Origin of the sequence: Collinsella sp. AF38-3AC, from assembly GCF_003474365.1 — a bacterium.
In the GTDB taxonomy this organism is placed as follows: Bacteria; Actinomycetota; Coriobacteriia; order Coriobacteriales; family Coriobacteriaceae; genus Collinsella.
In genome coordinates, this window is record NZ_QROM01000001.1 from 114402 (window position 1) to 139620 (window position 25219).

17 protein-coding genes are annotated in these 25219 nt (G+C 60.3%); 10 read left to right on the plus strand and 7 right to left on the minus strand.

Annotated features, from left to right (window positions below):
- The first annotated feature begins 106 nt into the window (after positions 1-106).
- The 8 genes from DW029_RS00450 to DW029_RS00485 all read left to right on the plus strand — a co-directional run bounded on the left by DW029_RS00450 (position 107) and on the right by DW029_RS00485 (position 6664).
- Positions 107-571 carry a PTS sugar transporter subunit IIA gene (locus DW029_RS00450; RefSeq protein ID WP_117734780.1) on the plus strand — a complete coding sequence of 155 codons (465 nt, stop codon included), beginning with the start codon at positions 107-109 and terminating at the stop codon, positions 569-571.
- A gap of 135 nt (positions 572-706) precedes the next feature.
- A complete protein-coding gene (locus DW029_RS00455) occupies positions 707-1927 on the plus strand; it encodes a peptidylprolyl isomerase (protein WP_117734779.1) in 1221 nt (406 codons plus the stop codon).
- A gap of 54 nt (positions 1928-1981) precedes the next feature.
- The gene (locus DW029_RS00460) at positions 1982-2425 is read left to right on the plus strand and encodes a GatB/YqeY domain-containing protein (RefSeq protein WP_118344995.1); all 444 of its coding nucleotides are present in this window, start codon (positions 1982-1984) and stop codon (positions 2423-2425) included.
- Between the two features lie 414 nt (positions 2426-2839).
- Positions 2840-3571, plus strand: a complete 732-nt coding sequence (locus DW029_RS00465) for an amino acid ABC transporter ATP-binding protein (protein WP_118344996.1) — start codon at positions 2840-2842, stop codon at positions 3569-3571.
- Between the two features lie 8 nt (positions 3572-3579).
- The gene (locus DW029_RS00470) at positions 3580-4455 is read left to right on the plus strand and encodes a transporter substrate-binding domain-containing protein (RefSeq protein WP_117734778.1); all 876 of its coding nucleotides are present in this window, start codon (positions 3580-3582) and stop codon (positions 4453-4455) included.
- Positions 4456-4480: 25 nt separating this feature from the next.
- Positions 4481-5227: an amino acid ABC transporter permease gene (locus DW029_RS00475; RefSeq protein ID WP_117734777.1), complete on the plus strand. Its 747-nt coding sequence runs from the start codon at positions 4481-4483 to the stop codon at positions 5225-5227.
- 3 nt (positions 5228-5230) lie between these two features.
- Positions 5231-5869, plus strand: a complete 639-nt coding sequence (locus DW029_RS00480) for an amino acid ABC transporter permease (protein WP_117734776.1) — start codon at positions 5231-5233, stop codon at positions 5867-5869.
- A 171-nt stretch (positions 5870-6040) separates the two neighbouring features.
- Entirely contained in the window at positions 6041-6664 is a 624-nt protein-coding gene (locus DW029_RS00485) for an AAA family ATPase (protein WP_055251542.1), read from the plus strand.
- 51 nt (positions 6665-6715) lie between these two features.
- On the opposite strand, the gene DW029_RS00490 is transcribed toward DW029_RS00485, so the two are convergent.
- Positions 6716-8119 (minus strand): helix-turn-helix transcriptional regulator, encoded by a 1404-nt coding sequence (locus tag DW029_RS00490; RefSeq protein WP_118344997.1) that lies wholly within the window; start codon positions 8117-8119, stop codon positions 6716-6718.
- Positions 8120-8345: 226 nt separating this feature from the next.
- On the opposite strand from DW029_RS00490, the gene DW029_RS11825 reads away from it, so the two are divergent.
- A complete protein-coding gene (locus DW029_RS11825) occupies positions 8346-10394 on the plus strand; it encodes an LPXTG cell wall anchor domain-containing protein (protein WP_118344998.1) in 2049 nt (682 codons plus the stop codon).
- 175 nt (positions 10395-10569) lie between these two features.
- Entirely contained in the window at positions 10570-17208 is a 6639-nt protein-coding gene (locus DW029_RS00500; RefSeq protein WP_118344999.1) for a leucine-rich repeat protein, read from the plus strand.
- Positions 17209-17440: 232 nt separating this feature from the next.
- On the opposite strand, the gene gltA is transcribed toward DW029_RS00500, so the two are convergent.
- From gltA to glmU, 6 genes are all read right to left on the minus strand, one after another.
- Positions 17441-18850: an NADPH-dependent glutamate synthase gene (gltA, locus tag DW029_RS00505; RefSeq protein ID WP_117734771.1), complete on the minus strand. Its 1410-nt coding sequence runs from the start codon at positions 18848-18850 to the stop codon at positions 17441-17443.
- Positions 18841-19680 (minus strand): sulfide/dihydroorotate dehydrogenase-like FAD/NAD-binding protein, encoded by an 840-nt coding sequence (locus tag DW029_RS00510; protein ID WP_006235793.1) that lies wholly within the window; start codon positions 19678-19680, stop codon positions 18841-18843. The genes gltA and DW029_RS00510 overlap by 10 nt, the downstream gene beginning before the upstream one ends.
- Positions 19681-19876: 196 nt before the next feature.
- Positions 19877-20506, minus strand: a complete 630-nt coding sequence (gene pth / locus DW029_RS00515; protein WP_199582407.1) for an aminoacyl-tRNA hydrolase — start codon at positions 20504-20506, stop codon at positions 19877-19879.
- 351 nt (positions 20507-20857) lie between these two features.
- Positions 20858-21874, minus strand: coding sequence for an endonuclease domain-containing protein (locus DW029_RS00520; RefSeq protein ID WP_233543750.1), 1017 nt, complete (start codon positions 21872-21874; stop codon positions 20858-20860).
- Between the two features lie 563 nt (positions 21875-22437).
- Complete coding sequence (locus DW029_RS00525) at positions 22438-23424, minus strand: ribose-phosphate pyrophosphokinase (RefSeq protein WP_089573682.1); 987 nt, start codon at positions 23422-23424, stop codon at positions 22438-22440.
- Positions 23425-23615: 191 nt separating this feature from the next.
- Entirely contained in the window at positions 23616-25028 is a 1413-nt protein-coding gene (gene glmU, locus DW029_RS00530; RefSeq protein ID WP_118345001.1) for a bifunctional UDP-N-acetylglucosamine diphosphorylase/glucosamine-1-phosphate N-acetyltransferase GlmU, read from the minus strand.
- Positions 25029-25219: the final 191 nt, after the last annotated feature.

The window sequence follows — 25219 nt, forward strand, 5'->3', positions numbered from 1 at the left end:
CCAAGGCGCGCGTGGCCACCTTTTGTTTTAGGTAGTCACCTGCGACGTTCTTGAATGGCTAGTCGTTTAAGAACGTCGCAGGTGACTAGGTGAGAGAGGTGAGCGCATGGCGGATAACGAAGCGCTGTTTACGCCTGAGCTGGTGTTTTTTGATTGGGAGTGCGCGACGCCGGATGAGGTGTTTGCGCGGCTCGAGGACGAGCTTGCGCCTCGCGGCTACACTGCGCCCGGTTGGCTCGATGCCGTCCGCATGCGCGAGGATGCCTATCCCACGGGTCTTGCCATGCCGGCGGCAAATATCGCCATTCCACATACCGATCCGGGGTTTGTAGCCAAGCCCTATATCGCGGTGGTAAAGCCCGCCGCGCCCGTGACATTTAACGCTATGGCTGGCATGGGCGCTCCGGTGCCGGCGCAGATCGTCATCAATCTGGGCATCGCCGAGCCGGGCGGCCAGGTCGAGGCCCTGCAGGCGCTCATGAACATCTTTATGGACGCGAATGTCGCGGCCGATGTGCTCGGCCAGACCACACCTCAAGGCATGGTCGACGCCATCCGCCGCCACTTTTAAAGCCGGCACTTGGGGACAGTCCCTAACTGCCGGCAGAAAAGGAACGTCCCCAAGTGCCAGGGTTGCCCCCTTTGTCGCGGGGGCCGCGTTGTGACACAATGGCGTTTGTTCGATTCGTGATGCGAAAGGCCAAACATGGCAAATAAGAAAAAGAACTCCGAGGCCGCGCCGACGCCCGAGCAGCAGGCTCGCGCTGCCTCCAGCTCTCGTAAGAAGCAGCGCAAGACGTACGTGTCTAAGACCGTCAAGATCGTTCTGGTGGTCATCGGCGTGCTGGCGATGCTGCTTTCCGTCTCGGCCATGGCGTGCTCCGGCCTTATGTCGCAGGCAGAGGATACCTCGGGCTACAAGCTTACCGGCGGTGTGGCTGCCACTATCAACGGCACCAACCTCACCGAGGACACCGTGACCAAGCAGATCATGAGCATGCGCACGTCCTACGGCTACACCAAGGACAAGGACTGGGCGCAGTATCTGGTCGACAACGACCTCACGCCCAAGAAGTACCGCAAGCAACTCATCGACTCCTACACGCAGCAGATTCTGCTTCAACAGGCACAGAAGGAGAACGGCGTGACGGTGTCGGACGAGGAGGTCGAGAAGGCTTGGAAGGACGCGTGCAAGAGCGCGGGCGGTGCCAAGGCCTTTAAGAAGACCCTTAAGACCTACGGCTACACCGAGGACACCTATAAGAGCTCGCTCAAGGAGAGCCTGGCGCAGCAAAAGCTCAAAGATGCCGTGGCGCCCACCAGCAAGCCCAAGGACAGCGAGATCGTCGATTACATCAACGAGAATCTGTCGAACTACAACGATGCCCACCGCTCGTCGAACATCCTGATCAAGGTCGATTCCGACGCATCCGACGAGGACAAGGCTGCCGCCAAGGCTAAGGCGCAGGAGTGCCTGGACAAGATCAATTCCGGCGAGCTGAGCTTTGAAGACGCCGTGAAGCAGTATTCCGACGACACCGGCTCCAAGGAGAAGAAGGGTGACGTGGGCTGGGACAAGCTCACCAGCTTCGTCGACAGCTACCAGGCGGCACTCGAGGGGCTCAACAAGGGCGATGTGAGCGACGTGGTCGAGTCGACGTACGGCTATCACATCATCAAGTGCACCGACTACTTCCATGTCGATAATCAGGTCGATGACATCAACCAGGTGCCCAAGGCCATCAAAAAGTACGTCTCCAACGTGGTGAAGACGCAGGCAGAGAGCACTGCGTATAGCGAGTGGCTGGAGCAGTACAAGAAGGATGCCGACATTACCGTTAACCCCATGCCCAAGGACGTGCCGTACAACGTCAGCCTGAAGGGCGTCACCAAGAGTTCGACCGACGATTCGTCGACGACTGAGTAATCATGGGGCGGCGCTCGTGTGAGTGCCGCCCGCACTATTGAGGAGGATTTGCAGATGACCAACGAAGAGCTGCAGAAGGAAATGATTGCGGCCATGAAGGCCAAGGACAGGGTTCGCCTGTCTATCATTCGCCAGGTTAAGGCTGAGGTGAAGAACATCGAGGTCAATGAGCGTCGCGACGTGACCGAGGAAGACGTCAACAGCATGATCAAACGTCTGATCAAGCAGACAAGCGAGACGCTGGAGATGTCTATCAAGGCCGGCACCGACCAAGAGCGTACCGACAACCTGACCGAGCAGGTCAAGATTCTGGAGAGCCTGCTGCCCGCGCAGGTTTCGGGCGAGGAACTCGAGTCCCTGATCGATCAGGTCATTGCCGAGCTGGGCGCCACGTCCAAGAAGCAGATGGGCCAGGTCATGGGTGCACTCGGCAAGGCCACCGGCGGCAACTTCGACAAGCCTGCGGCGGCAAAGATCGTCGGAGCCAAATTGGCGTAATTTATTACGCGGTTTTACCAAACCGCGTAACGGCTCGACGCTGCAAACCCGCACACACGGCAATCTGACGTTCAATTTCAAGGGCGCGACCATAAGGTCTGCGCCCTTTCATTTCACGTCACCTTGCTCGCGTGTACGGGTTTTTGCTGACTTATGCTCAACAAGGGAGGTTGTATTATTTTCGGGTCTTGAGGGGCGTGGCCGTCATGGTCGCGCCCCTTTTTGGTGGGGCACCCATTGGGGACAGACTTAAATGAGTGCCCCCCGTGGGTACTCATTTAAGTCTGTCCCCAATGGGTGCCAACGAGTGGGTGGAAGATTGCGGGTTCTTTACAGGGGCGCAGTGTGGGCTGCGGAAACGTGGTTCTTTCCGTACAATGATGCAATTCGTGTAAACGCAGGGAAGGGACATTCATGGCAGACATGATCGAGATCAAGCATCTCAACAAGTACTTTGGCGACCTGCATGTGCTCAAAGATATCAACCTCACCGTCAAGCGCGGCGAGAAGCTCGTAATGATCGGGCCTTCCGGTTCGGGTAAGTCGACGCTCATCCGTTGCGTCGACTATCTGGAGGAGCCCACATCGGGCGAGGTCATCATCGACGGTATGCCGCTCACCAAGAAGAATCACCTGGAGATGGCTCGCAAGTACAGCTCCATGGTGTTTCAGCAGTTCAACCTGTATCCCAACATGACGGTGCTCGGCAACCTGACGCTCGCGCCCATCAAGCTGCAAAAGAAGAGCAAGGAGGAGGCGACCGAGATCGCCATCGCCGCGCTCAAGCGCGTCGGCATGGCGCATAAGGCCGGCGAGTATCCGCAGAACCTCTCGGGCGGTCAGCAGCAGCGCATCGCCATCGCCCGTGCCCTGTGCACCAAGCAGCCCATCATCCTGTTTGACGAGCCGACCTCGGCGCTCGACCCCGAGATGGTGCAGGAGGTGCTCGACGTTATGATTGAGCTCGCGCAGGAGGACATCACCATGATCTGCGTGACGCATGAGATGGGCTTTGCGCGCCAGGTGGCCGACCGCGTCATCTTTATGGAGGACGGCCGCATCCTGGAGGAGGGCACGCCCGAGCACTTCTTCGATAACCCCGAGAACCCGCGCTGCCGCGAGTTCCTGTCCAAGATTCTGCATTAGGCGCGGTGATGGACATGATGCCTATGACGAGGGCGGCCGTGTCGCGCCGTCACTTTTTGCAGCTGGCGGGCGCCGGTATGCTTGCGCTGACGGGGGCCGCGCTTACCGGTTGCGGCAACTCCACCAGCGGCGAGGGCTCCGACAAGGGGTCCAAGCTTGCGGCCATCAAGTCGCGTGGCCATCTGAATGCCGGCGTTAAGAAGGACGTTCCCGGCTACGGCTATTACGACACCGCCAAGGGTCGCTTTGAGGGCATGGAAGTCGATTTGTGCTACCAGATTGCCGCCGCCGTCTTTGGCGTGAGCTACAAGGAGGCCCGCGCCCAGGAGCTGGTCGAGTTTACCGATGTAACGCCCAAGACGCGCGGCCCGCTGATCGACAACGGCCAACTCGATGTGGTCGCGGCGACCTACACCATCACCGACGAGCGCAAGAAGAGCTGGGATTTCTCGACGCCGTATCGCACCGACTACGTGGGACTCATGGTCAAGAAGCGTTCGGGCTTTACCTCGATTGAGGACCTGGACGGCAAGGTCATCGGCGTGAGCCAGGGTGCCACCACACAGGGCCTGATCGAGCAGATGATCAAGGATAACGGCTTTAGCTGCGAGCCCGAATTTAGGGCCTTTAGCGGCTATCCCATCATCAAGAGTTCGCTCGACGCCGGCAATATCGACGTCTTTGCCATGGACCGCTCCACGCTGGCCGGCTATATGAATGAGACCGTCGAGCTGCTGCAGCCCGAGGTCAAGTTTGGCGAGCAGGGCTACGGCGTGGCGACCAAGAAGGACTGCGACCTTTCGGCCGTGGTCGATCGGGTGGTCTGCGATCGCCTGGCCGACGGCTGGCTCGATCAAGAGGTCAAGACCTGGGGTCTTGTGTAGGCGCATCGTCCAAGGAAGGAATCAAATGCTCGAAGGATTGTTTGACGCCGACCGCTGGTCGACGACATTTCAAAACATGGGGCCCTTCTGGGAGGGCTTTGGCGTGACGCTGCAGGTGGTTATTGCCGGTCTGCTGCTGTCGCTCGTGCTGGGCACGCTGTTGGGCGTGTTCTCGACCACCCGTTCGCGCGTGCTGCGTGCCATCAGCCGCGTGTACGTGGAGTTTTACCAGAACACTCCGCTGCCCGTACAGGTGCTCTTTATGTACATGGCCGGCCCGCAGTTTTTGCAGGCCATAACCGGCGCTGACCAGCCGGTGCGTATTGCGCCGTTTGTGCTGGGCTTTTTGGGCGTGGGTCTGTATCACGCGGCCTATATCTCGGAGGTCATTCGCACCGGCATCGAGGCCGTCCCGCGCGGTCAGATGGAGGCTGCCCAGAGCCAGGGCTTCACCCGCGCGCAGGCTTACTGGTACATCGTGCTGCCCCAGACGTTCAAGATCATCCTGCCGCCGCTGTGTAATCAGGCGCTCAACTTGGTCAAGAACACGTCGGTGCTGGCGCTCGTAGCCGGCGGCGACCTTATGTACCGTTCCGACAACTTTGTGAGTCTGTACGGTTACCTGCAGGGATACATCGTCTGCTGCCTTATGTACTTCATCATCTGCTTTCCGCTCGCCATGCTGGTGCAGTGGCTCGAGCGCCGCTCCAAGGAGCGTCCGCGCGGCGTGAGCCTGGCCGAGCTGGGGCTCGACAACGTAGAGGAGGCCTAGCGCATGGAAATCTTCAACGCGACCAACCTGCTCTACATTTGGGGCGGCTTTGTTAAGACCATCGAGATCTCGGTGCTGTCGATCTTTTTCTCGCTCATCTTTGGCACGGTGCTGGCGCTCATCAAGAGCTATGCGCCCCGTCCGTTCCGTATTTTGGTGAGCGCCTACATTGAGCTGTTCCGCTGCACGCCGAACCTGCTATGGATTCTGTTTATCTACTTTACGGTGCAGGGTTTGGACATTGTGATCTCGACCATAGCCTTTACGCTGTTTACCAGCGCTGTTATGGCCGAGATTGTGCGCGGCGGCCTCAACTCGATTCCGCGCGGCCAGTTTGAGGCAGCGCAGAGCCAGGGCTTTGGCTTTTTTGCCACCATGCGCTACATCATTCTGCCGCAGACGTTTAAGACGATCATTCCGGCGCTGTTCAGCCAGTGCACGACCGTCATCAAGGACAGCTCGTATCTTTCGGGCATTAACGTGGCCGAGCTCATGTACACGGCAAACGTCGTGATGGCCCATGCGATCGACCTGTCGCAGGTGCTTATGCTCTACGGCCTGGTGTTTGCGATGTACTTTGTGCTCAACTTTGGTATCTCGTTGCTGGTGAGGGCATATCAGAGGCGAATGGTGGCCGCATAGTCCTGCTTCCCCAAGCACGGCACCTTGCCCCTCAATCGTCGCTTGCGTACATTTAGTACGCGGCGCTCCTCTTTCGGGGCAATCTGCCGCACTTGGGAAACCAGGACCGGCGTAAGTGACAAAATGGGAAACAGAGACTGCCTTTTTCTCATTTGTTAGAAAGGAATCGCGATGAGCGATCTGGAGAATAAGAAGAATCCTGTGGTCATTACCATCGCGCGCGATTTTGGTGCCGAGGGCCACGAGATTGGTCGCATGCTTGCCGACGAGTTGGGGATTCCGCTGTATGACAACGAGCTGCTGGTGCGTGCGTCGCTGCGCGCGGGCGAGTCGCTCGATAAGATGGCCGCCTACGACGAGCGTCTGGCCGTGGAGAACATGGCGTTTCTGCCCGACCGCTACGATGCGCGTTCGTACTCGGATAAGTTGTTCCAAAAGATGAGCCAGGTGATTTTGGATCTGGGCGAGACCGAGAGCTGCATTATCGAAGGCCGTCTGTCCGATTACCTGCTGCGTAACAATCCCAACCACATTGCCGTGTTGGTGACCGCACCCTTTGAGGACCGCGTCGAGATCGTGCGCAAGAAGCGTGGCCTTAATAAAAAGAAGGGCGCCAAGCTGGTCAAGCAGCAGCAGAAGGCGCGCGAGGCGTTCTATAAGCGCTATAGCGCCGGAAAGTGGAAGATGACGAGCGGTAAAGACATCGTCGTCAATCGCGCCAAGCTGGGTCGCGAGGGCTGCAAAGACGTCATCGCGGCGGCCTACCGCTACAAAGTGGCCCAGCTCGAAGGCTAGCCGACCAAAACCACCACAAAGGGGACAGGCACTTTTGTGGTGGTTTTTGTTTTAGGCCGAGGGAAAGGCCTTGGTGAGACCGGCGCGCGTCTGCGTGTCGGTCTTTTGATAAATGGAGCTCAGGTGGCGCTGTACCATGCGCATCGAGATACCAAGCTCCTCGGCGACCTGTTTGAGCGGGCGCTCATCTTGGGTCACAGCCACCAGCACGTCAACTTCGCGTGGGGTGAGAGCGTGATCGGTGATGAAGACCTGACGCTGCTCCTCGATACTCGGTGCTGCCAGCGCCTCCTCGGCAAGCTGTTGATGTTCGCGCTCCTGCTCGGTTTGGGGTAGGCGGAACAGGCCGGCTGCCACAAATGCCGCGCAGGCGGCGACGAGAAGCACGACCGCGCCAATCATGATGAGGGCGACGTTGCCAGAGGTCACAAGCGCAAGCGAGACGCCCGACGTGGTGAACGCGCACACGTTATTGGCTGCACGGCCCATGCCGGCCCAGAAGGCGGGCACGTGCATGCGCGGTGCCAGCTGAGTAAACGTGGCGGTACAGAACGTGACAAAAAAGCCCGAGCTCAGGTAAAAGACAATGAGGCCCAGGTTGGGATCGGCTCCTGCTTCGACGGCTAAGACCGAAATGGTGGAGAGTACCGTGACGCCGAACATGACGAGTCCCATGTAGCGACGCTCGGCAAGATCAAAGATAAGACCGGCGGCAAGACCGCTCGCTGCCAAAAAGAGGCGCGGCCAGGTCTGCACGGCGATGGTGCCGTGGGCGTTGGAGAACGTGACCACGTTATCGAGAGTAGAGAACAGACAGGCCAGAATCATGACGAGCGCGATGCTCCAACACGCCTGCTTGGCAAGGGCGTGCGATGGCTCAACAAAGGGATTGATGGCGGGGCTGGAGCTCTCAGCAGCCTTTTGGGGAACGACGCTGAGGGCGGAGATAGCGATCGTCGCTGTGCCAAGGACGATGAGCTCTGCGATGCCGCCGCAATTGAGCAGGTTGATGGCGAACTGCATCAGGATGCCCGCGGCATAGGCTGCTCCCGCACCGGTGGCGAGCTTGGGATCGTCTTGGAATGTCGTTGCGAAGGCATGGTGTGCCGCGCCGCCCAGTAGGCCGAGTCCGAGGAATGCGAGGCATCCCAGAATCTCGAGCGCAAGCGGGCTCGTGGGGGACTGAATCTGAGCCAACCCCAAGATGGCGATGGGGACGGCGGCGCTGACAACTGCCTGAGGCCGGCTTTTGCGCTGTGCGAGCCCGAGCAGCGGCGCATATCCGATAAAGCCGATCACGCTGGCGCCGAGGATGAAGCCCTGCGCAATCACAACACGCTCGGCACCGGCGAGCAGCCCGACATTAATGTCGAATCGAAACTCGGCGGCAAGAAAGACAAAGGTAAAGAGCGCAAGTGCCAGAAGCGCGTTGATTTTAGGCTTACTCAGGTTCAAGAACGGTCCTTTGGATGGACGAATAATCGTGTCCTCGATTGTAGCGTTCCTGGGACGAGTGTGGCGATGGTGAAATCATATTGAATTAAACCGCAGGTAGAGGCCTAGGTTCACATCTACGAACCTAGGCGTGCGGAGTCATTTTGCACATCTTGGTGGTACAGGACCACCGCAAAGGGGACGGGCACCTTTGTGGTGGTATGCCCCTGCGACCAAGGAGGCCGTTATGTACGGAAGCCGCTTTGATAAGCAAACTCAGCGCGAGCGCACCTGCTCGTTGGTTCATGGTACCTGGCGTTGTGTAGGTGCCAAAATCGCTTGTGCCGGCGCGTGTGCGCTTATGGTCGGTCAGTTGCTGCTGCCGAGCGTGGCGCTGGCGACCGAATATGCCGATCCCGCCGCTGCGACGGGCGAGGTCGCCGCGGCTCCGGTGACGCCGACGGTTGCGGAGGATACGGCGGCTCCGGCGCCGGTACCGGTGGCCCCGGCTGCGCCGATGGCTGACGCGGCTCCGGTGGCGCAATCCACGGCAGAACCTCAGCAGGCTCAGCAGGACGCACCGGCGGCAACGGTGAACGATGCGACACCCGCCGAACAAAACACTCCCAGCGACAACGCCGCCACGCCGGCGAATGACGCCATCATGCCCTGTGGCGTGACCGACGCCATCGAGAACCCGGGTGGCGTCAACTTCAACACGACCGTGGTCGATCATTATACGGACTGTGTGCTTCCGGGCAACATCACGCTCGAAAAGGGTCAGTCGTATACCTATGATTTTCCCGATGTTGAGGGCGGCATGCCGGATGAGCCGCTCTGCGAACTTGTCGAAACCAAGTACTACCGGGTCGATGCTGTTTCGGGCACCCTGGCTGAAGTCCAGGACACATCTATGTCCGATGTGACGGCTCACTTTGAGCCTGTTGGCGATCACATGAGGCTGACGCTGACCTTTACGGGTGGCGCGGCGGGCGGCTCGTATCGACTCACGCGCAATGAGGTTCTTTATATTGGCGCGGCACTGACGTATACCGGAACTGACTATGAGGGCGGTGCCATCATTGTTGGGGATCCCGATGATATCTTCAACGCCTATCAGCCGGGCAGCTCGATTACCGTCAACGAAACCAGGTACGACTATTACCTCCGCTACGCCATCAATAGCGAAATTACGCTTGTTGCGTCAGAAAACGAAGCCATCCATAACCTGGACGTCAACGACGTGAAGACCGACTACGCGCCCGGCGAGGCGCCGCGCGCGACCGCGACGATCCCCACTGCCGATGCCGACAAGTACGAGATCGCCTACGAGTGCTGGGAGGAAATGGATGGCAGCGACCCTGCGGAGCTCACGCCCGTTGCCTTCTGGTATTCCGATCCTGCCAAGTATCCGACGGGCGCGAGGAGGATCGAACACTTCGAAGAGGGCAAGTTCTACATGTACTCCGTTGAGCTGAGGCTCAAGGGCGACAATACCGTGGCCGAAGACTGCATGATGCACGTCAACGGTCATTGGGCGCACCACATCAAGACCGTCAACGGCGTCTTCGCGCCCGATGCTGACAATATGCTGTGCGAGCAGCCGATTGACGAATGGCGTGCCATCGACGTTATCGAGATCAACGGCGCCACGACCACCTTTAAGGCGGGCGATAAGCCGGTCTTTACGGCGAATGTTCCGACGGGCTCCAATTCCCTTCCTCAGTGTGAGTACTGGACGGGTAGCGACGGCAGTGAGGTGAATTCCGTTGAGTTTTGGGACCAGCACATCACCAATCACATCGACGCCTTTAAACCCGGCGTGACCTATCGCTACGGCATCTACCTCAAGGCCGCGCGCGGCTTCTACTTCACACCCGACACCAAGCTGGTGATCAACGGCCAGGAGTGCGGCTACCAGATGGGCGAAGCGAGTGTAGTTGATCCCGAGAGCGGCTGGATCTACACCCTGTGGCTCAACACCGATTTGACCTTTACGCCTGAAGCCACGCCGGCTCCCGATCCGCAGCCTACGCCGGATCCCAAGCCGACACCGCAGCCTGAGGTCAAGCCTGAGCCCAAGCCCGAGGTGAAGCCCGAGACCAAGCCCGCGGCTAAACCGGTCACGACAACCACCACGGCCAAGACGGTTGAGAAAACCACGCAGGCCAAGAAGGGCGATGCTGTCCTGGCTACCACGGGGGATACCACCGCGATGACGGTCGCCGCCCTAGGCATCGCCGGCGCAACCGTAGCCGCCGCCGGCATCGCCGCAACCAAGCGCCGCAAGCGTTAGGTTTTGGTGCTCCGCCACGACCAAGCATGTCCAAAACCACCACAAAGGTGCCTGTCCCCTTTGTGGTGGTTTGCGCAGGTAGAACGGTAGGTTCGTATATATGAACCTACCGTTCGCTTTGTTTTTGGACGACGATTACGCTGGATGACTTTTGGTTTTCAGGAAAGGAACGACCATGAGGTGGACCACTGTTCGAGCGCTTTGTTGCCGCCTGACCGTTGTCGCTGTGACCCTCACCATGGTGACGGGTTCGTTGCCCGCGGGCGTGTTTGCCGAGGCCCTCAACACCGACGGCACTTTTGTACAGACGGATAACGGCCAAGCAGGCGACGCCGCTTCCGCCGATTCGGCTGACGCCCAAACGTCAGACTCTGCTTCCGCCGGCCCCATGCCCGATGCCGGCGCTGCCGACCCCACAGCGCTCGATGCCGGTGACACGCCTGCGCCCCCGGCCTCCGAGATTGCATCGGCGGCGGGCCTGACGGGCGCCGGGCAGACCGAGAGCACACCTGCGGGTACGCTCGCCACCGATCTCGTCGAGGGCAAGGAACTCGCCGAGCAGCAGAAGCAAGAGGAGACCGCCGAAGCCGAAGCAACCTGGAACGAGGAGCTTGAACTCTGGGCAACCTCGAAGGGCGCCACGGGCGTAAAGGGCGAATACGACGATGGCTACGTGGCCGGCGAGCAGACCCCCGCGCAGTACTACTTCTCGATCGATAGCCTCACCAACGAAATTTCTATCGAGTATGGCGACGCGGGCATTACCACGTTGGAGGTGCCCTCGACCATCGACGACAAAAATGTCGTAAGCCTTACGGGTATGGGAAGCGCTGCGCTCACATCGATCACCTTCGCCCCTAATTCGCATGTCCGCTCGGTTGGCGGCTTGGGCGGCAGCAGCATCAAAGAGATCGCACTGCCCGATTCGGTCGAGGAGCTCAAGAGCTATGCATTCTACAAAAGCAAGACGCTCCAAACGGTAACCTGGCCCAACAACGCGGCCTTTACCACGATTCCCGAGCAGGCCTTTAAGGACTGCGAACAACTTGACGACAATGTGGTGGCAACGCTGCCGCCTTCGGTCAAAACTATCGACTATCTTGCATTCGCCTATTGCGGCGTGCCGCAGTTCTATGTCTCGGATACAACGGTACTCACCTTTACGCAGATCAATGTGCCGGGCACGGTGGAGCGGATTGGGCCCTATGCCTTTAACGGGTGCTCGCATGTGTCGTCGGTGACGATTGGCGACGGCGTCAAATATATCGGAGCGCACGCGTTTACTTACCTCGATCCCGCACTGGCCGGTAAGGAAATCGTTGTGCCCAAGAGCGTGCAGTCGATTGATCTGGAGCCGTTTGACAATACGCGCATTACCAGCGCCGCCGGCAGCTCAACCACCAACCACAACGCGGTGACCCTGCGCGTCATGAATCCCGACATCAAGCTTGAAGAGGGGGGCCTGTACGTCAACAACGTGACGATCGATGGCGTCGATTACTCGATGCCTTTTAGCGAGGGCCAGACCATCTATGCCTATGCGACGGACTCGGCGGGCAACCCCTCGATGATTAAGAAGGTTGCGGATGCCGTCGGCGATCAGATGGACTCGGCCGACCCTTCGCGTCCCGCCTATACCTTTGAGTGGATGGGCGAGGCGGCCCAGGTGACGGGCAAACTTCCCCAGAGCGCGACGGCTACACTCGTGCAGGCGGGGCAGTCCACGCCGCTGGCGGTTGGCGATGACGGCAGCTTTACAGCGGACGCTCTCTCCAAGACAGCAGCCACCCTGCGCATTTCGCTCAGCGGTTACTATGGCATGGTGCTGGCGCGCCCGGGCGACCAGATGACGGGCACATGGAATATCGGAGAGATTAAGGCGGAGGACTTTACCAAGATTCCGGCCTCGCGCGCGATTGAGCTCAACGTGGCCTATCTTGAACCGATTGTGGGCCAGGATAAGACCGAACGCATTGAGCTCGATAGTCTCGATAACATCGATCTGACGGTGAAGAGCGGCGGCAAGACCCTCAAGCCGGCCAAGGGTGACAAGGAAAACGACTATCGCATCCAGGGCACGGTGCTCGTGGTGTCGCAGGCTATTGCCGACGCGGACCAGGATCTGGAGATAACGCTCGAGCCCAAAGACAGACTCAGGCTGGGTGGGGCGACGGCGACGGTGAAGCCTTCGGCTGGTAAGGTCGCTATCGACTTGAAGCCCTGGGGTACGGCGACGGTTACCACCAAGGGCGAGTATATGGGAGCCAACCGCGTGCTCGTGTTCCGCGCATCCGATGGCAAGCTGGTCGCCGACGGTGTCACCTATCTGACGGGCTATGAGGATGACGGCGCCACGCCCATCATGAAGGCCGAAACGCCGCGCCTTAAGGCCGGCTCCTATACGATCGTTGCCTTTAACAAGACGAGCTACGACATTCAGGCGAAGGACTACTCCACATTTAGCCGCTTGGGTTTGACCGCGGGCAAGCATATCGTGCAAAAGCAGGTGAAGATTGAGGACGGCAAACAGCTCGACGTGACGCTCGACGTCCCCACGTTTGACGTGGAGACGTATCGTGCCGAGCGCGGGCTGACGGCGGGCTCGGTTATCGCTGATTCGTCCGCGGTCGTTGGCGTGGAGACCGAGCTGCGCATTCATTACGAGCTCAAGGACAGCCAGGCTGCCAAGATTGAGATTCCGCTGGCCAAGGATGCCGTCGAGGATGTGTCCGCAGGCTCTCGCGAAGCCGGCGCCAGCTCCGATGCCGGGTGGGTTGACACAACTTGGGAGGGCGACAACCTCGTTCTCAATATGAAGAAGGGCATGGGCGCCGATGTGTTCGTGCGCTTTAAGCCCAAGACTGCGGGCACCTATGTCGTCTCGCCGCTTATTACGCTGGGCGAGGTGACATTGCCGCTGGGAAGCACCACACTCGAGGTTAGCGGATCGTGCATCGAGGTCGACAGCACCGACGTTCACAGCCTGCTGGGCAATGTGGCCTACGTTTATGCGGCGCCGGGCAAGAGCGTGCAGCTCACCGTGGGGACGGGCTCGTCGGCTGCAAAGTACACCGGCAAGACCAATAAACTCGGCCGTGCCAAGATTGAATACGACCTGCCGCAGGATACGCTTGCCGCCGAGCGCGTGATGCTCGAGGCGCGTGTGGGTTCGACCGACGTTGCCGCGGCTGCCGCCGATGTGACGGCTCGCAATTATGTGCGCTATGTTCCGGGCACTTCGGTCTGGAACTTTGATGTGACGTATCGTGGCGGTACGCAAAGCCTGGTCAAGGACGGCAAGGACACCGGCAAGAGCCTGTGGACCTTCCATCATCTGCCACAAAAGAAGAACGCCTACTGGACCTTTGACATCACGCTCGAGGTGGGAAACGAAGAGGCCGCCGACACGCTCGACCTGTACGTGGACTGCGTGGATGGCAAGACGGTGACGATTCCTCTGACTCAAAAGTCGCGCGAGGGCACCCGTGTGCGCTATGTGGCGGAGTATGTGGACGAGGGTTACCTTAAGCTGCTCGACGAGTTTAACAAGGCGAATGACTCGACCTATGTGAACTGCGGAAACTTTGAGCAGATCTTTATGCCGCAGACCTACCGCATCTCCAATGCTCAGCTTATGACCATGCTGAGTTTTGATGCCAACGCTTCGGCCAAAAAGCATTCCGCCGCGGCTGAGGAGCGCCAACAGGAGTTCTCGAATGCTGTGCAGCAGTGGCACGAGTATATGATGGATAACTCGTTTAATGATGTCGACGAGGCCTTTAACGACGCGATTGACCAGATGGTCGCCGATGCGTTTGCCGAGGAGGACAAGGACGGTAAAGAGGACGAAGCCCAAGGTGGAACTGCTCGCAAGGCCCGCCGTGCCCCTGCCGCCAGCGACGGCGAGGGTGATGATGCTGGCAACGACGAGGCGGCGCAGTTTGCCGCCGAGCTTAAGGCTGCGGTTGGCGGCTCGTCGGCGCTGCTGACCAAGCAGGGCGACAGCTATGGCGTCAACGTGGACAGGATGATCTTTGAGGATGCTTACGGCACCAGCGAGGATTGGTATCAGGAACTCGCGGCGGCCCAGGGCGCGAACGCTGCGGATGCGGCCGCCATCAAGGAGCTCGTCGACCATGCGTCGCGAGCGGAGTTTATTGCCCAGCAGGCCGAGGATCTGGTGGGCCAGTCGATGGGTATCGGCCAGCTCAACCAATACGGAAGCTGGAATGACGCAACCGCTGCGGCGCTCAACAAGTGTGCGGGCATTAAGGCCAGCGAGTACAACGGGCAGTCGACGAGCGGGTTTAACGATTTGGGCCAGGCGCTCGGCAGCTCGCTGAGCTACAAGGCGGCTGATGACGATACCGTCAAGGGCTTTAAGGTCGCCGCGCCCGATGGCGAGCAGACGGCCTATATAGAGTCGGAATTTATCGAGAACTCCAATAACAACAAGAACCAGGCGCTTCTGTTTAACTCGATTGCCATGCAGTGCGACATTCTGGACAACCTGTACGACAACTGGAATGTGGTCCATAGCCTCAACAACTCCAAGGTGCGCGGATGGCTCATGGCCTGGAAGCTCAACGGCGACGTGAGCGCCCATATGAAGCTCATCCGCACGATCCGTTCGCTCAAGAGCTATAAGATCGAGTGCGAGATGTTCGGACAGGTCTTTAAGACCGATGCGTGGAAGGCGACCGGCCAGGCGTTTCCCGCGGCGACCCAGGGCATCGGCATCTTTACCGGCATTTACGGCGTGAACGATGCCAGCAAGAACTGGGAGAACGTGAACGTCCGTATGCAGAAGGTGAAGGGCGAGCGCGAGGGCTATGAGCTTCAGCATACGCGCTTGCTTGCCAAGCCCGAGAAGACCGAGGACGACTGGAAGTGCATTTACGCGCTGCGTGACGCCATGGAGAAGGCGCGTGCGTTTGAGGATCTGCTGTATCGCCAGCTCTGCCACGACAGCACCGATGTGGCAGTGGGCTCCATTATGACAATCGCCGGCGTGTTGACGGCCGGTTCGGCGGGTACCGTGGTGGGCGCTGCCTATGATGCGGCTTCGACCAGCGTGGGTTCGGAGCGCGCGATTAAGCTGACCAATGCTGAGTGCGCCTACGATGTCGCCTGTGAGCAGGTGGAGCGCGCGTGCCAGAATCGTATTACGGTCAACTGGGGCGAGCTGACCGATGCCGAGGTCTATAACGCCAACAAGGACGGCTTGATTTCGGACGAGAAGATGCAGTCGATCTTTGAGGCACGTTACCGCCATGTGGCTGCCAAGGCTGCACCCGACCCTGCGGGCGTGGTGTATGAGGGCCTGCTGTCCAATACGGTCGAGGGTGCAACGGTTGAGCTGTGGAGCGCCGACGATGCCACCGGCACCAATGCCACGCGTTGGGATGCCGAGGAGTATGAGCAGGACAATCCGCTTGCAACGGGTGCGGACGGTGCGTACAACTGGAATACGCCGACCGGCTGGTATCAGGTGCGCGTGACCAAGGACGGGTATGAGGAGGCGCGTTCGGATTGGCTGCGCGTGCCGCCGATTCAGACTGAGGTGAACATTGGCTTGGTGTCGACGGCGGCGCCCGAGGTGGCTTCGGCCCATGCCTATACCGATTGCATCGAGGTTGAGTTTGCGCAGTATATGGATGCGAGCGACGATGCCCTGGTCGCATTGTGCGCGCAGGGCTTGGGCGACGTGACGTATACGTGGCTCGACAAGCAGGACGATCCCAATGGCAAGCCGTTGTCGCGCGTGCTGCGCATTCGCTATGCCGATGCGCGTGAGGCGGGCTCGACGGTGGCGTTTGAGCTTGATGGCGTTCGGAACTATGCCGGCACGGCCATGTCGCGCTGGGCAAGCGGGGAGCTTGCCGTGGGCGTTCGTGCCGACAGACTCAAGCTCAACGTGGAACAAGCTGTGACCATGCTTGAGGGCGGCGACTTTAAGCTGGTGGCATATGTGACCGATAAGGCGGGCAAGCCGTTTGCGGGCGCCAAGGTTAGTGTTGGGCTGGAGTCCTCGGCTATCTGCTCTGTCGATGCCACCCAGGCCGTGACGGGCGAGGACGGCGCGGCGACGTTTGTGCTGCATGGTGCTCTGCCCGGTTTGACGACGTTGACGGCGGCGGTGGATGGCACGGCTCTGTCCAAGCAGGTTGACGTGCGCGTGTCTGCCGAGGCCGTGCGACCGGCGCGACCGGCGGCGACGATTGGTGCGACGACGTTTGGCTCGTGGTCGCCCAAGGAGAATTACATTACGGTGCCCAAGGGTACGAAGCTGGAGCTTTCGGCGGAGGATGACGCGACCATTTGGTACACCACCAACGACACCTGCCCCTGCCGTGACGAAGGCCGCGTAAAGTACATCGAGCCTATTGCGCTCGATAGCAACATGTATGTGCGCATTGCGGCACAACGCCCTGGCATGTCGTACAGCGAGTATTCCGAGCGTCTGAACATTACGATTACAGTGACCGATGAGGCGGTGCCTGAGCCCAAGCCGGAGCCCGGGCCGGAGCCCGAGCCCAAGCCGGAACCCAAGCCGACGCCTGGCGGTGGCGAGCAGGGTGGCGGTGCGGATGGCTCTGGCGGTACCGGGGCTCCTGCGGGTGGTTCGACTTCGACGACGACCACAGTGACGACGGACAAGTCCAAGGGTAAGGGCGAAAACGGCAAGAAGTCCGATGGAGCGGCGCTCGTCAACACGGGAGACACCACTGCGATGACGGTCGCCGCCCTGGGCATCGCCGGCGCAACCGTTGCCGCGGCCGGCGTCGCCGTGACCAAGCGCCGCAAGCGCTAGGTTTTGGTGGCGGCGCCCATTCTCGGCTTTTACAAAATCTCAATCTGTAACGCCAAGCCAGATATTTGGACTCAAGGTGTTACAGATTGAGACGAAACGACCAGGCAAGTCCCAAACCACCACAAAGGTGCCTGTCCCCTTTGTGGTGGTTTGGACGGCCGGCACAAAAAAGTCCCCGCCGGGCGTGTGCTCGACGGGGACTTTGCCGTTTCATGGCTAGCGCTGTAGGTGATTACTCGCCCAGCAGGCTCTTGGTGATGGAAGCGGCGGCCTTCTTGCCGGCGCCCATCGCCAGAATGACCGTAGCGGCACCGGTGACGATGTCGCCGCCGGCCCAAATGCGGGGATCGGTGGTCTGGCCGGTCTCCTCGTCAGCGACGATGTAGCCCCACTTGTTGAGCTCCATCTTGCCGCCGATCTTGGCAGCGAAGGGGTTGGCGTTGGTGCCGATAGCCGAGATCGCGACGTCGCAGGGGATCTCCTCGATGGCACCCTCGATGGCAACCGGACGACGGCGGCCGGACTCGTCGGGCTCGCCGAGCTCCATCTTCTGGACCTTGACGGCGCACACGGAGCCGTCCTCGCCAGCGACAAACTCGAGCGGGGAAACGAGCGGCAGAACCTCGACGCCCTCGGCCTTAGCATGGTGCAGCTCGGCGCGACGGCAGGGCATCTCGTCCTCGGTACGACGGTAGGCGATGATGGCGTGCTCGGCGCCCAGGCGCTTGGCGGTACGGACGGCGTCCATAGCCACGTTGCCGCCACCAAAGACGACGACGTTCTTGCCGTGCTTGGTGGGGGTGTCGTACTCGGGGAACTTGTTGGCCTTCATCAGGTTCACGCGGGTGAGGTACTCGTTAGCGAAGAAGACGTTGGGCAGGTTCTCGCCGGGGACGTTGAGGAACTTGGGCAGGCCGGCGCCGGTCGCCACGTAGATGGCGTCGAAGCCCTGCTCGAACAGCTCCTCGGCCGTGGCCATGTTGCCCACGACGGAGTTGTACTCAAACTTAACGCCCATGTCCTCCAGGCCGTCAATTTCGCGCTTGACGACTGCCTTGGGCAGACGGAACTCGGGGATGCCGTAGACCAGCACGCCGCCGCCGGTGAAGAAAGCCTCGAAGACGGTGACGTCAAAGCCGTTGCGGGCGAGCTCGCCGGCGCAGGTGATGCCGGACGGGCCGGAGCCGACGACGGCGACCTTCTTGCCGTTCTTGGGGGCCATCTTGGGCGTGGAGGCGAGCTCGGGGCGGTCACCCAGGAAGCGCTCGAGCTGACCGATGGCCACGGGCTCGGACTTCTTACCACGGATGCACTTGCCCTCGCACTGGTTCTCCTGCGGGCAAACGCGGCCGCAGATGGCGGGAAGCATGGAGTCCTCGCGGATGGTATCGAGGGCGCCGCCGAAGTCCTTCTCGCGGATCTGCTCGATAAAGCGGGGGATGTTGATGTTGACGGGGCAGCCCTCAACGCAGAACGGCTTCTTGCAGTTGAGGCAGCGCTCGGCCTCGGCCAGCGCCATCTCCTCGGTGAAGCCCTTGTCGACGGGGCGGAAGTCGCAGGCGCGCTCGGCAGCCGGCTCCTCGTTATCGGGGGTGCGGGGCGACTTCATATCGGCAACGAAACGACCGTTAACTAGTGGCATGCGCAGCTCTTTTCCTCATAGGCCTTGAGGGACTCGCCCTCTTCGGAACGGTAAGCGGCCTGGCGGGCACGAAGGTCATCCCAGTCGACCAGGGTGGCATCGAAGTCGGGGCCGTCGACGCAAGCGAACTTGGTCACGCCGCCCACCTCGACGCGGCAGCAGCCGCACATACCGGTGCCGTCAACCATGATGGGGTTGAGCGACGCGGTGATGGGGGTGTCGTACTTCTGGGCGGTGAGGGTCGAGAACTTCATCATCGGAACGGGGCCGACGCAGAAGACCTGGCTCACGGCCTTGTCCTGCAGCAGGCGCTCCAGCGGAGCGGTGACAACGCCCTGCTCGCCATAGGAGCCGTCGTCGGTGGTGATGTGGATGTGGTCCTCGTCGAGGAGCTCGCGGAACTGGTCCTCCATGAGCAGGAGGTCCTTGGTGCGGGCGCCCATGATGGCGTGCACCTCGTGACCGGTCTCGACCAGGTGCTTGGCGACCGGGAAGGCAATTGCCAGACCGACGCCGCCGCCAATGACGGCGCAGGGGCCCTCGGCCATCTCGGTGGGAACGCCCAGCGGGCCCACGACGTCGCGCAGCGACTCGCCGGCCTCGTAGGTGGAAAGCATCTCGGTGGTCTTGCCGATCACCATGAAGATGAACTCGACCCAGCCCTCGTCACCGTTCCAGCCGGCCAGGGTGAACGGGACGCGCTCGCCCGTCTCGTTGGCGCGAACCATGAGGAACTGTCCAGCATGCGCATGCTTGGCGATTGCGGGCGCCTCGATGCGGAACTTGAACACCTTCTCCGAGAACTGCGTCTTCTCCAGGATCTTATACATAGAACCCCTCTCTTGTTAGGGCGACCGAACCGTGCCTCCACGGAAATGGACGGCAGCCCGATTAGAACCGTACGCGCACAGGCGTTGTGCAGACATACGGTGCAAATTATACCCTCATGGGCATGTCGCTTGCGTGTATCTTCGGCAGGTGGGAAAAGTGACCTGCCAAAAAGGGACAGGTTTATTTTGGCAGGTTTTAGTGCTTGCCGTTGGCGGAAGCGGCGCCGTTTACGTGATCGCGGGCGTAGATTACGCCGTGGACGATGGCCAGACCGGCAGCGTCGGCGGCACGGGCGCAGGTGTCCTGGAAATCCTCGGCCTCGCGGGCGCGCAGCTGCTTGAGTACGTAGTCTGCCACGGCCATCTTGCCGGGAGGGTTGCCGATGCCGGTGCGGATGCGGCTAAAGTCGCGGCTGCCCATCTTGTCGATGATGGAGCGCAGGCCGTTGTGACCGGCATGGCCTCCGCCCACCTTGACGCGCACATCACCGGCGGGAATGTCGAGCTCGTCGTGGATGACGAGCAGCTCCTCGGCCTTGATCTTGTACTCACGGCAGAGCTTGGAGATGGGACCGCCCGAGGTATTCATGTACGACTGCGGCTTGACCAGCACGATCCGGCGCTTGCCGCCCTCTTCCTCGGGATCGTTGATGTTGATGAGCGCGACCTCGGCGCCGGCCTGGTTTTTCCAGTACGTGACGCCGGCCTGACGGGCCAGCTCGTCGATTGCCTTAAAGCCGGCGTTGTGGCGGGTCTCGGCATATTCCTCGCCCGGGTTGCCAAGCCCGGCAACCATACGAATCTTGAGCGGCTGTGCAGCTGCCATGTTCATCCTTTCGTTGATTTGTCGCCTGCTATGGTGAGCGACCCTGTTGCCACTGTCAAATGGAGGGCAATTGAGGTTGTTTGGGGGCGTTTGGACGGCCGTCAAAATCCGAGGTGGACAGTTAGTTCAGATACGTATAAGTTCTGAGGACTCGAAGTGCTTAATTCGATGCCGATGCGTTGTTTTGGAGCTTTAGTTAGTCCATATGGCGCCGTTTTGAAGTCTACCCTGCCTTCAAATAGGGAGAATGGTATAGAGATAGCTGCAAAACAGCCTAATTCACTGTGTCCATTTATACGTATTTGAACTGACTGTCCAGCCCTGCTCGACGGCGCACGGGTGATTCGCCGTTTAGACCGGCGCAAGGCCGATTCCGGCCCGCAGAGCGTTGAGCCAAGCGGCCTGACGCTTGCGATAGCCCTTGATGCGATACCGGAATCGGACTCCCGCGAGTCGATGCATCGTTTGGGCGAAGGCTTCGAGTGCAACAAGGTCTTTCATTTGGTCGCGATTGATAACCAGGACGTGGATGCCCATTGCTTTGAGTCCATTATTTCGATTGCCATCGTGGATGCGAGCGTTTTGAAGCTCATGCCCAATTCCGTTGTATTCGTTGTCGACCCCGGCTGCCGGGCAATATAGGTCGCAGATGGCGTAAGGGATGCCGGAGGACATGTTGACCGCAAGAGTGTCGAAGTCGATTCGATGGTTGAGTAGCAGGCCTCCCATGGGCAGGCTGCAGCATCCGAATCCGCCAAAGCGCATGGGCGCTCCGAGAACGGCAAACATTTGGGATTCGGCTGGGGATGCAGATCCGGGTCGGGCGAGATTGACTGCCGTGCGAAACGAGGTGTATGAGCTACTTTTGGCGAAGCGCGCGACCGCCTCAAGCTCTTCGATAGTTGTGGCGGGCTCACATTTGTAGTGCGCCTGTTCGTAGCGGGTTTCGTTCTGCTGTTCGGCCGCCGACTGATCGCCCCGGCAATCGAGGTCGTCCATCGCTTCGTAGCCATCGCCCTTGGGCCAGACGTCGTCATAGGCAATGGGGTATGTTGCCCCGGGAGGAAGGGAGTAGGTTCCGAGCAGTTCCATGAGAAGCATCAAGGTTTTGGCGACTGATTCATTTTTGGAACAAAGCATGGCTGTCATGGCAGGAGACGTTGCGTAGATGTCGGCCTCGACGTGCATAATTGCACCTTCAGGAAGAGGAGCGGAGAGAATATGCTGAAGAAGTCGCTTGTCGGGGCGTCTGTTGTCTTCGCTTGAAACGAGAAGATCGAGCAGTTCGGAATCATCTTCATTCCAGGCGTCGAGTATCGAAAGTGCGCCAAAGTCTATCGCGTCATTATTGGGAATGCAGCTAGCCAAGGCCTGTGCTTGCTGTTCACTATCAACGGAGTCCCAGGGTAGGGCAGAGTACGCCCGTCGTGCGCGACGAATTGCGCGGAGGGCGGAGAGATGTGAAATCACGGTCGTCATAGCTATAACGTACTAAGTTGGCGGCAGAATGCGACCGCCATACCGTTCTTTTCGCTCAGCGGGGCGCTGCGCGCCATGAACGGCTGGGTGTTATGAAATCGATGGAATCGGTTGAGGGGATTGCAGGAAATTGAGCTCTGCCGCGAAGGTTGACGATAGCTACTGGACAGTTAGTTCAGATACGTATAAGACGGCGGGCGTTCGAGGCGTTTCTAAGGGCCTTCGAGGGCGATTTGAGGGTAAATATGCGGCGGTTGTGCTCGAAAACGATGAGCATTGGGCGGCATGGCATCCGCCGGGGAGCTCAGAAGGCTCCGAACGGCCCTTTGGGGTTTTAAAAAAATACGTATCTGAACTAATTGTCCAGGGAAGGTTGGCGAGGGATAGAAAAAGGGTCGGAAGCGAGCTTCCGACCCTTTAAAAGCATCAAAGATGATGCGATGCGCGTTGGATTACAGTGCGAAGTCGCCGCCGACGAGCGTGGAGACGGGCTCCTCGTGGTAAACGGCGGAGATGGCCTGAGCGAACTCCTCGGCGACCGAGATGGTCTTGATCTTGCCGCCGACCTCGACGGGGATGGCGTCGGTGACGACGCACTCGACGATGGGGGCGTCGTTCAGGCGCTCGATGGCCGGGCCGGAGAAGATGCCGTGGGTGGCGCACACGTAGATGTCGCCGGCGCCCATGGCCTTGAGCTCCTTGACGTTGGCGCACAGGGTGCCAGCGGTGTCGATCATGTCGTCATTGATGATGCAGGTCTTGCCCTTGATGTCACCGATGATGCCCATGACCTCGGCGGCGTTGTGGCGCGGACGGCCCTTGTGGGCGATGGCGAGATCGCAACCGAGCATGTCGGACAGCTTCTTGGCGGCCTTGGCGCGACCCACGTCGGGGGACACGACAACCAGGTTGTCGGTGTCGAAGTGCATGTCGTTGTAGTACTGGCCGAACAGCGGCAGTGCGGACAGGTGGTTAACCGGGATATCGAAGAAGCCCTGGATCTGGCCCTGGTGCAGGTCGAGGGTGATGATGCGGTTGACGCCGGCGCGCTCGAGCAGGTTGGCGACGAGGCGGGCAGTGATGGGCTCGCGCGGGCCGGCCTTGCGGTCCTGGCGGGCATAGCCGTAGTGGGTGATGACGGCGGTGATGGAGCGGGCAGATGCGCGCTTGGCAGCGTCGGTGGCGATGAGCAGCTCCATGAGCATGTCATTGACGTTGCCGCCGGCCACGGACTGAATCAGGAAGACGTCGGCGCCGCGGACGGTCTCGTCGTAGCGGGCGTAAATCTCACCATTGGCGAACTGCTTTAGCGTAAGGCCCGAAAGCTCGACCCCAAGGTACTCAGCGATCTTCTGAGCGAGGGGACGGTTGGAGGAACCGGAATACACGCGGATGGACTTGCGCATATTCTCCGACTTCTCGGGATCATTAATCGGCATTACCCTTCTCCTTTATATCGAATGCCATATAGATGCCTTGTTGCATTGTAACCGCGCGGCGGGGTTTATCGAGTCTTGATAACGTCTTTACCGTCAACGGACACGAACCGACCACTCATCCGGTCGCGCAGGTCAGCATAGAAAAAGGAGCCGTCCCCATGGGAACAGCTCCTTAGATGCTTGATAAAACGTTATACCTCGTCGTCCTCGTGCAGACGGCGGCGATAATCGGCGGCCCAGCCTTCAATATTTACCTGACGGGCGCGGCCCAGGCCGAGTGCATCTGCCGGAACCGGCTCGGTGATGACGGAGCCGGCGGCCACGAGCGCGCCGTCGCCGATCTGGGCGGGCGCGACCATCATGGTGTCGGAGCCGATGAAGGCGTCCTTGCCGATGACGGTCTTGTGCTTGTGGACGCCATCGTAGTTGCAGGTGATGGAGCCCGCACCCACGTTGACGCCGGAGCCCATGGTGGTGTCGCCGATGTAGGACAGGTGCGGCACCTTGGAGCCCTCGCCGATCGTGGACTTCTTGATCTCCACGTGCGTGCCGGCCTTGGAGCCATCGAGCATGTGGGTGCCCGGGCGCAGGTAGGCGCGCGGGCCGCAGTCGACGCCGTTCTCGATGACGGCCTCGATGGCGATAGTCTCATCGATAACGCAGCCGCTGCCGACGGTGGTGTCGGTGAGGCGGCTGTTGGGGCCGAGCTGGCACTCCTCGCCCACGGTGACGTGGCCGATCAGGTGCGTCTGCGGCCACACGATGGTGTCGCGGCCGATGACGGCATCGGGGCCGATCCAAGCCTGCGTGGGGTCGATGAAGGTGACGCCCTCGGCCATCCAGTGCTCGTTGATGCGATCGCGCGCGATGGCGGTGAGCTGCGCGAGCTGGATGCGGCTGTTGACGCCCAGACCGTCGCGGTAATCATCGCAGTGGAAGATGGAGACCGCCTGGCCGTGGCCCTTGAGAATTTCGAGCATGTCGGGCAGGTAATACTCGGACTGCGCGTTGTCGTTGCCGATCTCGTCAATGTGGGCGGCGAGCTGCGCGCCGTCGAAGGCGTAGCAGCCGGCGTTGCACTCGAGCAGCGTGGCGGCCTGCTCGGGCGTGCAGTCCTTCTGCTCGATGATGCGCTCGATCTGGCCATCGGCGCCCAGCTTGATGCGGCCGTAGCCGAAGGGATCGGGCGGGGTCATGGTCATGACGGTGCAGGCGAGCTCGCCGGTGGCGACGGTCTGTGCGAACTTTGCGACGGTGTCGGCGGTGATGAGCGGCAGGTCGCCGTTGAGCACGACGACGGGGCCTTGCGTGATGCCACAGGCCTCGAGTGCGACCTTCACGGCGTGGCCGGTGCCCAGACGCTCGGTCTGCTCGACGCACTCGACTTTGGTGGCGCTGTTGGCGTAGGCGCCGTCGATAAGGGCGCGCATCTCGTCGGCGTGGCTGCCGATGACGACCACGACGCGGCTGCAGCCGGCCTTGATGGTGGCGTCGACGATCCACTGAACCATGGGCTTGCCCAGGATCTTGTGCGAAACCTTGCAGTGGTTCGACTTCATGCGGGTGCCCTCGCCGGCGGCGAGGATAATTGCGGTTGCGTCCATGTGATCTCCTGTTACGTTATAGAGACGTGTGTTTGGAAACGATACACGGCGCAATATGATACCGCAGGCATATGATGAGCGCGTAACGATTGGCGCATGGCGGCCGATGTCGGTGTCGCCGGTGTGGCGTTTGCGCTGGTTGTGTATGGCGCCGGCGGCGCTGCAGCGTTGGCGTTTGAGCGAGGGGATGG